This window comes from Arthrobacter sp. ERGS1:01 (assembly GCF_001281315.1).
In the GTDB taxonomy this organism is placed as follows: Bacteria; Actinomycetota; Actinomycetes; order Actinomycetales; family Micrococcaceae; genus Specibacter.
Map to the genome: position 1 here is coordinate 3719718 of NZ_CP012479.1, position 12336 is coordinate 3732053.

The following is a 12336-nucleotide window of genomic DNA, read 5'->3' on the forward strand; positions in this document are numbered from 1 at the left end:
TGTTCACCGGGCGCCGGTCACGCTGTCCCGCCACGAGTGCGCCGGGGCATAGTCAATAACCCTGCGTGCGGCGTCGATGGCCAGCAGTGTCTCGTATCCGGCGATCTCCGTGCGCCGCTCCAGCTCCGGGAAGAACTTTGCCAGCAGTTCCGCCGACGGGACGTCCATGAGGGTGTCCGCTGCGGCGATGATCAGGTTTTCCGATCCGGTACTGTCCGCCTCGATCGCGTTCCGGCAGGCGGCGCCCACATCGCGGGTATCCACATATCCCCACAGGTTCCATGCCCTGGACATCGGGTCCGCCCAGAATCCGGGCACCCGCGAATATTCGGCCTCCGTGAAGATGTTCGTCAGCCGCAATCCCACGAACGGAATGCCGCTCCACGCCGCAAACTGTGCCGCGGCAGCCTCCCCCAGCACCTTGGACAGCGCGTACGTCGAGGAAGGGTGCGGGAAATGGGCCTCGTCGACCGGCGCATAACGCAAGGTCCCGCCGTCGCCCGCAAAAGGCAGGCCAAGCGTGGTCTCGCTCGAGGCCCACACCACGCGCGCCAGCCCCAGCGACTGCGCGGCCAGGAACACGTTGTGGTTCATGGCGGTGTTGCGGTTGAGGGTTTCGGCGGGCGGGAACATGCCGGGCTCGGGAATGTTGGCCATGTGTACGACGGCGTCGGCCCCGCTGAGCGCCTGCACCGCCTGCCCGTAGCTGGTCAGGTCCGCACGCATCGTGGGGCAGCCCAAATCCGAGTTGCGGCCCACCGGCCCGGCAACGTCGCAGGCCAGCACCTCGTAGCCGTGCGTCAAAAGCTCGGCCACGGCGGCCCGGCCGGCCTTGCCGTGTGCGCCCGTCACGGCAACCGTCCTAATGGGGGCCTTGCCGCGGGTCCTGATGGGGGTCTCGGTGCGGGTCTCGGTGGGGCGGGAGGTCACATTTGCTCCTTTTGATGACGGCCCGGCTGCTGCGGATGCACCTCCCCCGCCTAAGCTTGGGACGTGCCAGCCGTGAATATGCCCAGCCTACCCCCGCCGTGCTAGCGGTCATCGAGGGGTTCTCCGTTGTCTGGATCATCATCCTGGTGGGCTGGTTCGTGGGGCGGCGCAACGTGCTGGGCGAGAATGCGCAGCAGGTGCTCAGCCGGCTGTCCTTCTTCGTGGCAAGCCCGGCACTTCTGGTGGAAACCCTCGGCCGGGCGAACCTCGCTTCGGTGTTCGCCGAGCCCCTCTTGGTGGCCGCAGCCAGCGCCGTGTTTACCGGCGGGGTGTTCCTGCTGGTGGCCAGGTTCTGGCTGAAACGACCCCTGGCCGAAGCCCTGCTCTCGGCGATGTCCTCCTCCACAGCCAATGCCGCGAACCTCGGCATCCCCATCGCGGCCTATGTGCTGGGAAATGCGGCGCTCATAGCGCCCGTGCTGATTTTCCAGCTGGCGTTCTACACACCCACCTATCTGTTGCTGCTGGACAGCCTCACGAGTGGTCGCCGGACCACCCCCTGGCGGGTTTTCCTGCAGATCTTCCGCAACCCGATGATCCTGGCCACTGTCGCCGGGCTCATCCTGGCCGCGACGGGCTGGCAGCTGCCGAACCTGCTGGCTGAACCCATCCATCTGATTGGCGGGGCCGCCATTCCGGCGATCCTCATCGCCTTTGGCATGTCGCTGGCCACGAGCAAGCCGCTCGCCGCCACGGACGGCCGGCGAGCGGACACGCTGTTGGCCACGGGCTTCAAGCTGGTGCTGCACCCCCTTGTTGCCTACCTGTTGGGGCACTTTGCGCTGGGAATGGACGGCGCGGGACTGTTCGCCGTCGTCGTTGCCGCGTCGCTGCCCACGGCACAAAACGTGTACGTCACGGCGCAGCGCTACCAGGTGGGCCTCGCCGTGGCGAAGGACACCGTGCTGGCCACCACCATCCTGGCCATTCCGGCCATGTTCGTGGTGGCATTCCTGCTCGGATCGTGACTGCTTACATAGCGAGAATCCGCGGATTTCCCGGCTTGTGATGGGAATACATTTACCTGAAAAATCAAATATGGATCATTGACATGCTCTTTATGTTCTAGGAAAATGGAGGTATGAGCAATCGGGTCGATGACCCCGGGAGCCGGGGTGGCAACACCACAGCGGATGTGGCGGCGATCCTCTCTGCGATTGTCCTTCCCTCGATTGAACGCTTCACCTCAGACAGTCCGCTTCTGGCCGGCTTGCCGCCCTACACACCCTGCCCCGCACCAACTCCCGAGCCCTTGTCACGCGCCCTGGTGGCCCGCAGCGTGTACGACGACGCCGTTGCAGCGCTGTCCGCCCTCAAGCGGCTCGAGGATGCCACCGCCGCGTGCGGGGCCTCCCTGATTGACCGGCTCATGAACGCTGCCGCCGTGGAAGGCACCGCATTGTCGCTGGACCCCTGGCAGTCCGACATGGCCGAGGTATCGGCCCGGGTGGAGATTGCGACGGTTTTGTGCATCCCCGAAGGCACCGCGGCGATCCTGGCCCACCACTCCACCGAACTGCTCGAATCCCACCCGGCGGCCCTCGACGCCTTGTCGGCGGGGGCGTTGTCGTGGCGCCATGCCGGGATCATCGTCGACGAAACGTCCACGCTCGCCCAGACGCCCGGGATGAGCGCGGAGGATCTGCGGAGTTTCGAGCAACGCCTGCTCAAGGCGGCGCTCCACACCACGCCCTCCGCCTTCAAGTCCAAGGCCCGGCGCCTGCGGGAAAGCACGCATCCGGAGTCCCTGCCCGTCCGCACCAAGGAGGCATTCCTCAAACGCGACATCCGCATGGAACCCGGGCGGGACGGCATGTCATGGCTGACCCTGCACCTCCCGGCCCCGGCGGCCGAGGGCATTTGGGTTCATTGCACCCGCGAGGCCCGCAAGCTGCAAGGTCCCTCGGAGAACCGGACGCTGATGCAGTTGCGCGCCGACATCGCCGCCGCACTCCTGCTGGGGCAGCAGCTTCCCAGGAACGCCGAATCCGAACTGGCGGCAGAAGCGGGAATCGGCGCTGAATCCGATACGGGATTTGGCGGCTGCCACACCCTGTGGGCAGCGGACGGCTACGTGGACGGTCTGGTCGACGGGGTTGCCGAGGACCCGCTCCGGGAGTACTTGGACCAGCTGGATGCCGTTCGGGACGGCATGGCCGTCGCCGATCCGCCCATGCCGCAGGCCCAGATCCTCGTCACCGTCCCGGCGCTGGGGCTGCTGGGGAACACCAACCAGCCTGCGAACCTCGTCGGTTACGGGCCGATTCCGGAAACGGTGGCCCGCAAACTCCTCGCCAGCTCCGACACCTTCCTGCGTATCCTCACCGACCCGGTCAGCGGCGAACCGCTGGACACGGCCCCCGAGCGGTACTGGATCCGGGAGTCCGAAAGGGCGGTGCTGCGCGCCACGGCGGGGAGCTGCTACTTCCCCAACTGCACCAATCCGGTCCTCGACACGGAAACGGACCACCTCACGCCGTGGGAATACGGTGGCGCCTCAACCTCGGAAAACCAGCGGCCGGCCTGCAAACGCCACCACCTGCTCAAGCATTTCAAGGATGACAAGGACAAACACGGCCGATACCGGACGGACAGGGATCCCGACCGTGCCGGCATCCGGCTCCGCGGCTGGACACCGGTGTCGACCCGGGATGGAGGCGTGGGCTGGCGGTCGCCGTCGGGCAAGTACCACCCGCCACTGCCCAGGGAGATCCCGCCGTCTGCCTACCCAGCCTGGCTGAAAAGACACATCGACAAAACCCTCAACAACGCCGCCGCCACCGATTTGCGGGACACCACGGCCGACGACGCCCCGACGGGACCGGCCACCCCGGCAAACGGCGTAAAAGCGAGCATCTTTGAACAAATACTCGTCGAATACGAGTCTCCGCACGCCGCCTGAATCCCGGATAAAACGGGTCGGAACCAGCTTTGAGGATCGCCACCGGATTCCCCTTGCCGAAATGCCTGCCATCCGAATGTGACGCACGGTACTCTTTCGCTATGGCTACCAAGACTCCAGCAGAGATCATTGCAACCTTCCAGGCCGGCTACACGTTTACCGGCTCGTCCATCGCCCTTGGCGCGGCAATCGTGGATGGCGCGGTCCATCCGGAGGCGCAGATCGGCCTCCCCCTGGCCATGATGAACCGGCACGGACTCGTGGCGGGCGCCACGGGCACCGGCAAGACCGTCACGCTGCACATGATGGCCGAACAGCTCTCCACGGCCGGGGTGCCCGTTTTCATGGCGGACATCAAGGGCGACCTCTCCGGCCTGGCTACGGCCGGCGAAGGCAGCGACAAGCTCACGGCAAGGACCCAGGCCCTGGGCCAGCAGTGGGAATCAAAGGCATTCCCGGTGGAGTTCCTGGCGCTCGGGGGCGCCGGCAACGGCGTGCCGGTACGGGCCACGCTCACCTCGTTTGGGCCCATCCTGCTGGCCCGCGTGCTTGGCCTGAACGAAACGCAGGAGTCGAGCCTGCAACTCGTGTTCCACTACGCCGACACCAAGAGCCTGGAACTGTATGATCTGAAGGACCTGCGCGCCGTCATCCAATTCCTGACCTCCGACGAAGGCAAGGCGGACCTGGAGGAGCTGGGCGGGCTTTCCAAGGCCACGGCCGGCGTCATACTCCGCAACCTGATCACGCTGGACGCCCAGGGCATGAGCGAATTCTTCGGCATGCCCGAGTTCGACACCGCCGAACTGCTGCGCACCGCGCCCGACGGCCGCGGCGTCATCAGCTGCCTGGAACTGCCCAGCGTCCAGGACAAGCCGCTGTTGTTCTCCACCTTCCTGATGTGGATGCTGGCCGATCTCTTCCGCGACCTCCCCGAGGTGGGCGACGCCGACAAGCCCAAGCTCGTGTTCTTCTTTGACGAGGCGCACCTGCTGTTCAACGGCGCCAGCAAGGCGTTCCTGAACGCCATCACCCAGACCGTGCGCCTGATCCGTTCCAAGGGTGTGGGCATCTTCTTCGTCACCCAAACCCCCAAGGACGTCCCCGGCGACATCCTGGCCCAGCTGGCCAACAGGGTCCAACACGCCCTGCGCGCATTCACGCCCGACGACGCCAAGGCGCTCAAGGCCACCGTTTCCACCTTCCCGGTCAGCGACTACGAGCTTGAGGAGGTGCTCACCAGCGCCGGCATCGGCGAGGCGGTGGTGACCGTCATGAACGAGAACGGCGCGCCCACGCCGGTCGCCCTGACGCGCATGCGCGCACCCGGCTCCCTCATGGGCCCCAGCACCGATGCCGCCGTCAAGGCCGTCATCGCCGCCTCAGCCCTCCTGCCCACGTACGGCACCGCCGTCGACCCCGTCTCCGCCTACGAGAAGCTGCAGGCCCCCGCTGCGGCCCCGACGCCCGCGACGGGTCCGGCCGTGGGCACTCCCCTGCCCCCGCCTCCTCCCGTGGCGCTTCCCACCCCCAAGAACGACGGCGGCGGCGTGGCCTCCGAGGTCATGGGCGCCCTGGGCGGGGCCCTGGGCGGCGGCGTGAAGAGCATGATCCGCTCCATGGGCTCACAGCTGGGCAGGAGCCTGATGCGGGACATGTTCGGCACCGCGCCGCGAAAACGCCGCTAGAACCGCGCGCGCCGGGGGCGATTCAGGCCGCCGGCGCGTGAGCCGGTACAGTTGAACGGGTGAAGAACGGGACCCAGCTCATCAAGATTGGGGCCGCGTGGCTGCTGATCCTGATGCTGGCCATCGCCGCCGCCATTGTCACCATCACCATGGTCAATTCGTCGTCGTTCGGGCCGCAGAAGACCGTCCAGAACTACCTGACCGCCCTCAAGGACGGCAACGGCGCCAAGGCTCTGGGACTTTTACAGGCCCGGGTGCCGGCCGGAAACGCCGCCGTGCTCGACGGCCCCGGGCTGGCCAAGTCGCAGCAGGCCGTGAAGGACGTCAAGATTGACGACCCCGTCAATGCCGCGAACAACCAGAAGTCCGTCCACGTCAGCTACACGGTGGGCGGAACGTCGCTGGCCACCGATTTCAAGTTGGCGCCCGGGCCCAAGCATTGGCTGTTCTTTGACAGCTGGACCATGGTCCCCACCACGCTGCCCACGGTCAACGTCTCGGTGGTCAACGCCAACCAGGCCTCCATCAACGGCGTCGCCGTCAACATGCCCGACGGCAAGAACTCCTTCACGGTGTTCTACCCCGGCTCGTACGAGGTGGAATACCGTTCGGCCCTCTTTGCCGCGCCGCCCGTGACGCGCACCGTCAGCAACCCGCTCACCTCGGTTCCCGCCGTCGCACTGGCCACGGGACCCACCAGCGAGCTGCTGGCGCAGGTGGACGGCACCATCCACAAATACCTCGACGCCTGTGCCAAGCAGGCCGTGCTGATGCCGTCCAACTGCCCCATGAGCGCCGCCACGGACAACCGCGTGACCTCGGCCGTCACCTGGACCGTCGTGGAATACCCGGACGTGAACATTTCACCGTACGGCGGCAAATGGGTCCTGGCACCGCTGACCGTCAAGGCCCAGGTGGCCTACCAGGAACAAGACCTGTTCACCGGGCTCATCTCCGACGTCAAGACCGCCGAGGACTTTGGCTTCACGGCCAAGCTGTCGATCGACGGCAGCACCGTGGATGTCACCCCGGTCGTCAGCTACTAAAAACGCCGGCCGCCAAGCCCACAGCGATGTGGGCCTGGCAGCCGGCGTTCATCTTTGACCCGATTCTGGGCCGGCAGCTGGGGATCAGTCCATGCCGCGAAGGTCCAGCGCCAGTTCCGTGGCGCCGTCGGCGTCCAACAGCACCGGGATGCCCCAGTCCTGCTGGTACAGGTGGCAGGCTGCGTGGTCCGGGATCTCGCCGTTGGCGTCCTCGGGGCCGTCGCAGGCGGCCGCGCGGGCCGTAAAGTGCAGCACGCCCTCGGGGACGTCCGGGGAGAGCCGCAGCGTCCTGGACAGGCCCACCGAGGTGCCCGCGCCGTCGAGCAGCAGTTCCGGCGGGGTGGAGGAGACCTTCAGCTGGGTGGGGTCGCCCCAGCGGTCGTCCAGCTTTTGTCCCGTGGGCGCCTTGAAGCGGATGGTCAGCGCGAGCTCGCCGGCCGCCACGGGCGTCTTGGGGCGCTGCGTTTGCACGGCACCCTCGTCCACCTGAAGTGCGTTCTTGGGCAGCGGCAGCCGGATCAGCTGGTGCTTGTTGGCCTCGACCACGATGAGCAGCGGGACGTCGCCGGATTCGTCGAGCAACACGTCGCTCGGCTCGGCGAGGCCGCGGGCCAGCGTGCTGACCTGCTTCGTAGCGGGGTCGTAGCGGCGCACGGCACCGTTGTAGGTGTCGGCGATGGCCACGGAACCGTCGGGAAGCACTGCAACGCCGAGCGGGTGCTGCAGGCGGGCCTGGTCGGCGTCGCCGTCGCGGAAGCCGAAGTCGAACAGGCCCTCGCCGATCGCCGTCTCCACGGTCACGGAGCCGTCCTGCGCGAACTTGAGCACGCGCAGCGCCGAGGTTTCCGAATCGGCCACCCAGATATTGCCCTGGGCGTCCTCGGTCACGCCGGACGACTGTGCGAACCAGGCCTGGTCGGCGGGTCCGTCGAGCAGGCCCTCCAAACCGTTGCCGGCCACGATCGTGACGGCGCCGGTGGCGGGGTCGAAGCCGAAAATTTGGTGCGTGCCGGCCATGGCGACCACCACGGTTTTCAGCACGGAGGAGTACGCCACGTCCCACGGCGAGGACAACGCCACGTCGAGGGGCGCGTTGCCCAGGAACGTCTCGGACGCGTTGGCGCCGTCGTCGTTCACGCGGGCGGGGCCGGCGTCCAGGAGGCGCTGCACGCCGTTGCCGGCCACGGTGCGCACGGCACCCGTGGCCAGGGTGACGCCGCGCAGGCGGTGGTTGACGGAGTCGGCCACGACGACGTCGTACCCCACTGCCGCCGCCAGCTCGGCCGGGAGCAGGGCCAGGCCCTGGGGCTCGTTGAATTCGGCCTCGGTTGCGGCGCCGTCGGTGAAGCCCTTGGCCCCGGAACCGATCCGGCGGACAACCGTGGCCAGGTCGGCGGCCATTTCCACGAGGGCGTGGTGGCCGGTGTCGGAGACCAGGAACGTGCCGCCGGGCAGGGGCAGCACCTTGCCGGGGAAGCGCAGGTCGCGGGACACCGGCTCGGGTGCCACGTAGGGGCCGTCACCGCGATGCAGCGTGCCCTTGGCCTCGTGCTCGGCGATGATTTCCGGGATCAGTGATGCCAGGCCGGCGGCGTGGCCTTCACCGGAAAGGTGCGCCACGATGTAGCCCTCGGGGTCGACGACCACCAGGGTGGGCCAGGCGCGGGCGGAGTATGCCTGCCAGGTGAGGAGTTCGGGGTCGTCAAGGACGGGGTGGTGGATGTCGTAACGCTCCACGGCCGCGGCCAGCGCCACGGGGTCGGCCTCGTGTTCAAACTTCGGCGAGTGCACGCCCACCGTCACCAGAACGTCCTTGTACAGCTCCTCCAGGGGACGCAGTTCGTCGAGGACGTGGAGGCAGTTAATGCAGCAGAACGTCCAGAAATCCAGCAGCACGATCTTGCCGCGCAGCTTTTCCAGGCCCAGTTCGGCGCCGCCGGTGTTCAACCAGCCGCGGCCTTCCAGTTCCGAGGCACGCACGCGCACGGTGGATGAGGTTGAAAGTGTGGACTCCACTAGTGCTTTTCTCCTTGGGTGGCGGCCGGGGCTTCCGGGGCGGGTGGGGCGGTCTGCTGGCGGGCGCCTTGGCGGGCCGGGTCGATCGTGGCGTCGCGGGCGGCCAGCTGGGCGAACATGTCATTGTAAGCGTTGAGGTCGGCGTCCTTATTCCTGTCCGCCGCACGGTCCTTGCGCTTGGTCTCGCGGGCGTCCGATCGGGACCACATGTACGCCACGCCCATGGCGATGGCCAGGGTGGGCACTTCGCCCACGCCCCACGCGATGCCGCCGGCCGTCTGCTGGTCCACGAGCGCCGAGTCGCCCCAGGCCCGGCCCATGTTGCCGAAGTACTCGCCGTTCAACAGGGAGGTGGCCATCATCAAGGTCACGCCGAAGAAGGCGTGGAAGGCCATGGTGGCCAGCAACAGCACGAGCCGCAGCGGGAACGGCGCCCGGCGCGGGAGCGGGTCGCTGCCGATCATGCTCATGATGAAGATGTAACCGGTGAGCGTGAAGTGGATGATCATCAGCTCGTGGCCCACGTGGTAACGCATGGCCAGGTCGAACGCGGGCGAGTAGTAGAACAACACCAGGCTGCCGGCGAAGTTGGCGGCGGCAAACAGCGGGTGGGTGACCACCTGCGAGAACTTGGAGTGGACCAGCACCAGGATCCATTCCCGGATGCCGCGGCTGCCGTCCCGCCGGGGCGTCAACGCCTGCAGGGCCAGCGAAACGGGCGATCCCAGGGCAAGGAACAGCGGGGCAATGACCATCAGGGACATGTGCTCCACCATGTGGGCGCTAAACAGCACGGCGCCGTAGACGGCGGTGCCGCCCGAGGTGATGTAGACAAGGGCCAGCAAGCCGATGAACCAGGAAATACTGCGCAGCACGGGCCACTTGTCGCCGCGGCGGCGCAGCTTCAAAAGCCCCGAGAGGTATGCGGTGCCGGCCACCAGGGCAAACGCCACCCACAGCCAGTCCATGCGCCATTCGGTGAACCAGCGGGAGAAGGTCAGTTCGGGGGGCAGTGCGTACCCGGTGAGGGTTTGGGCCGGTGACAGGGCGGCCTCGACGAGTTCGGTGGACTGCGGCGGGGCCGAGCGGCTCAGGCCCACGGCAAGTCCGCTCGTGATGCCCATGATCAGCAGTTCGCCGAAGACCAACTGCCACAGGAGGCGGCGGGTGCTCCTCGCCGTCGAGCTCTTCTCGCCGCCGGACAGGCGGGGAATGATCCAGCTGCGGTGCATGTAGCCGATCACGCCGAGCACGATGGTCGCGGCGGATTTTGCCAGGATCAGCTGGCCGTAGGTGGAGTAAAAGAGGTCGTGCCAGTTGGTGATGCGGATGGAGGCGTTCAGGACGCCCGAACCCGACACCCCGACAAACGCAAAGATGGCCAGGGCCGAGAAGCGCTTGAGAGTGGGCGCGGTGAGCTTGCCCAACACGCCGGAGACGACCACCAGGACGACGATGCCGCCCAGCCAGAGGGAGACGCTGGTGATGTGCAGGAACAGTGAGTTCACGGCGCCGTCGTGGTCCGCGCTGGAGGCGGAGTGGCCAATGAGGGCCTGCGGGATGAACGCGAGCAGGGCCAGGACCAGCGGCACTGCCAGCCCGCTGACGGAGCGGATGCCGAACACCATGGTGGTGACCACGGCCGCGGCGATGACCACCGTCAGCCAGGCCTGGCCCACGGGGAGCTCGGTCATGAAGAAGACCAGCTGGTTGGCGTAGTCGCTCGTGGCGGCCAGCGGAAGCCCGGAAATGCTTGAATAGGTCAGCACCAGCACGGCAATCGCGGACATGGTCCACACGCAGCCGGCCACGGCGGCCAGGGCCATGACGCGCGTGAAGGCGGGATGTTCGGGCATCAGCGCCCGTTTTTCCGCCTGGGACTTGTGGTTGCCGCTGTGCGGGCGGCGCGCCTTGAGGTCCTTGGGCAGGATGACGACGGCGAACACCAGGGCGCCCACCACCGAGGCCAGTGCCATGTTGTGGATGGTGGTGGCCACGGGCAATCCCCACCGGGTGAAGGCGCCCGGATCGGCCAGATCGGTGACGCCCGCGGCGCCCGTCCACAGCAGGGCGCCCACGACGCCGAGGACCGCGGCGGCAAGGGCCAGCCACCACCAGCGGCTGCGAATTCCGTCCGCGAAGGTTCCGGGTTTGCCGGGATTCGCCGCGGAGCTGTCCGGGCGTTGGGCTGTGGTGGGGGCTGAGTCTACGGGTGGCACCTCTCCATTGTCTTTCACCCGGACGGAATAGGGCTAATCAGGGAGTTCTCAGGATTGGCGTCGCGCTTTGAAAGTGGGCCGTTAAATGCGTGAAGGCGGCCCGCAACCGCGGACCGCCAACACGTGAAGTGTTTGTAAAGACTACTTCTTGGTGGAGACAGCAGCCTTCAGCTTCGAGCCTGCGGACAGCTTGACGCTGTGGCCGGCTGCGATCTGGATGGTCTCGCCCGTCTGGGGGTTGCGGCCGGTGCGAGCTGCACGGTCGGTGCGCTCGATGGAGAGCCAGCCCGGGATGGTGATCTTTTCGCCGGCTGCAACGGAGCTCTCGAATACCGAGAAGAGTGCATCCAGAACGCCGTTTACTGCGGTCTGGCTGGTCTCAGCCTTTGCGGCAACTTCGGCAACCAGTTCGCTACGATTTTTAGCCATGTTTGTCCTCCTGGACGATCAAGAAAATTCAATTCCACGCGGTTGCGTGTCAACCACTGCTAGGAAACTTACCAGTTATTGCACGGGATTCGGCGCAAATTTCGCTACTTTCCGGCGTTTTCTGGGCCACTTTTGAGCCTTTTGCCGGTTATTTCGCTCTCAGCCGACGCCGCGGGCAGCAAAAAGGGCGGTGACCGTAACGGTCACCGCCCTTTCAGTACTGACAATCAGTGATTACCAGCTGGACTTCTTGATACCGGGCAGTTCGCCGGCGTGCGCCATCTTGCGGAAGCGTACACGGGAGATGCCGAACTTCTGGAGCGTTCCACGCGGACGGCCGTCGATGGCGTCGCGGTTGCGAACGCGCACCGGCGAGGCGTTGCGGGGGAGCTTCTGCAGGCCCAGGCGGGCTGCTTCGCGCTCTTCGTCGGTGGAGGCCGGGTTAACGAGGGCCTTCTTCAGGGCGAGGCGCTTCTCAGCGTAACGCTCGACGATGACCTTGCGCTGCTCGTTCTTCGCGATCATGGACTTCTTAGCCATAGTCTTAGCGCTCCTCTCGGAATTCGACGTGCTGACGGATCTTGGGATCGTACTTCTTCAGGACCAGACGGTCCGGAGTGTTACGACGGTTCTTGCGGGTAACGTACGTGAAACCGGTACCTGCGGTGCTCTTCAGCTTGATGATCGGACGTACGTCCTTGTCTTTTGCCATTAGAGCTTCACCCCACGAGCCAGGATCGAGGCAACAACGGAGTCAATACCGCGCACGTCGATGGTCTTGATGCCCTTGGCAGAAACCTGCAGGGTCACGTTGCGACGCAGGGACGGAACCCAGTAGCGCTTCTTCTGAATGTTCGGGTCGAACCGACGCTTGTTGCGGCGGTGCGAGTGCGAAATGCTATGTCCAAAGCCCGGCTCGGCTCCGGTCACCTGGCAGTGTGCTGCCATGATCACTCCTAGTAAATAAATGGGTACGGTTCACTGATGTAAACCGTGCGGTTAGGCGGCGTTCGCCCTTGGACAGCATGATTCCACTCGTCTTTTTC

11 protein-coding genes are annotated in these 12336 nt (G+C 66.2%); 4 read left to right on the forward strand and 7 right to left on the reverse strand.

Going from position 1 to position 12336, the window contains the following annotated elements:
- Positions 1-3: 3 nt before the first annotated feature.
- Complete coding sequence (locus AL755_RS20790) at positions 4-930, reverse strand: NAD-dependent epimerase/dehydratase family protein (protein ID WP_237762566.1); 927 nt, start codon at positions 928-930, stop codon at positions 4-6.
- A 98-nt stretch (positions 931-1028) separates the two neighbouring features.
- On the opposite strand from AL755_RS20790, the gene AL755_RS20795 reads away from it, so the two are divergent.
- From AL755_RS20795 to AL755_RS20810, 4 genes are all read left to right on the forward strand, one after another.
- Positions 1029-1958, forward strand: coding sequence for an AEC family transporter (locus AL755_RS20795; RefSeq protein WP_054013229.1), 930 nt, complete (start codon positions 1029-1031; stop codon positions 1956-1958).
- 113 nt (positions 1959-2071) lie between these two features.
- Positions 2072-3892 carry an HNH endonuclease signature motif containing protein gene (locus AL755_RS20800; protein ID WP_054012647.1) on the forward strand — a complete coding sequence of 607 codons (1821 nt, stop codon included), beginning with the start codon at positions 2072-2074 and terminating at the stop codon, positions 3890-3892.
- A gap of 101 nt (positions 3893-3993) precedes the next feature.
- Positions 3994-5580: a helicase HerA-like domain-containing protein gene (locus tag AL755_RS20805; RefSeq protein ID WP_054012648.1), complete on the forward strand. Its 1587-nt coding sequence runs from the start codon at positions 3994-3996 to the stop codon at positions 5578-5580.
- Between the two features lie 59 nt (positions 5581-5639).
- Entirely contained in the window at positions 5640-6626 is a 987-nt protein-coding gene (locus AL755_RS20810; RefSeq protein ID WP_054012649.1) for a hypothetical protein, read from the forward strand.
- A gap of 84 nt (positions 6627-6710) precedes the next feature.
- Here the strand turns inward: AL755_RS20810 and AL755_RS20815 are convergent, their stop codons facing one another.
- From AL755_RS20815 to rpmB, 6 genes are all read right to left on the reverse strand, one after another.
- A complete protein-coding gene (locus AL755_RS20815; RefSeq protein ID WP_054012650.1) occupies positions 6711-8642 on the reverse strand; it encodes an NHL domain-containing thioredoxin family protein in 1932 nt (643 codons plus the stop codon).
- Positions 8642-10861, reverse strand: a complete 2220-nt coding sequence (locus AL755_RS20820) for a cytochrome c oxidase assembly protein (RefSeq protein ID WP_054012651.1) — start codon at positions 10859-10861, stop codon at positions 8642-8644. Before AL755_RS20820 ends, AL755_RS20815 begins: the two co-directional genes overlap by 1 nt.
- A 141-nt stretch (positions 10862-11002) precedes the next feature.
- Positions 11003-11290: an HU family DNA-binding protein gene (locus tag AL755_RS20825; protein WP_054012652.1), complete on the reverse strand. Its 288-nt coding sequence runs from the start codon at positions 11288-11290 to the stop codon at positions 11003-11005.
- 234 nt (positions 11291-11524) lie between these two features.
- Positions 11525-11830 (reverse strand): 30S ribosomal protein S14, encoded by a 306-nt coding sequence (gene rpsN / locus AL755_RS20830; RefSeq protein WP_038465689.1) that lies wholly within the window; start codon positions 11828-11830, stop codon positions 11525-11527.
- 4 nt (positions 11831-11834) lie between these two features.
- Complete coding sequence (gene rpmG, locus AL755_RS20835; RefSeq protein ID WP_044574616.1) at positions 11835-12002, reverse strand: 50S ribosomal protein L33; 168 nt, start codon at positions 12000-12002, stop codon at positions 11835-11837.
- Positions 12002-12238: a 50S ribosomal protein L28 gene (rpmB, locus tag AL755_RS20840; protein ID WP_054012653.1), complete on the reverse strand. Its 237-nt coding sequence runs from the start codon at positions 12236-12238 to the stop codon at positions 12002-12004. The genes rpmG and rpmB overlap by 1 nt, the downstream gene beginning before the upstream one ends.
- Between the last annotated feature and the right edge of the window lie 98 nt (positions 12239-12336).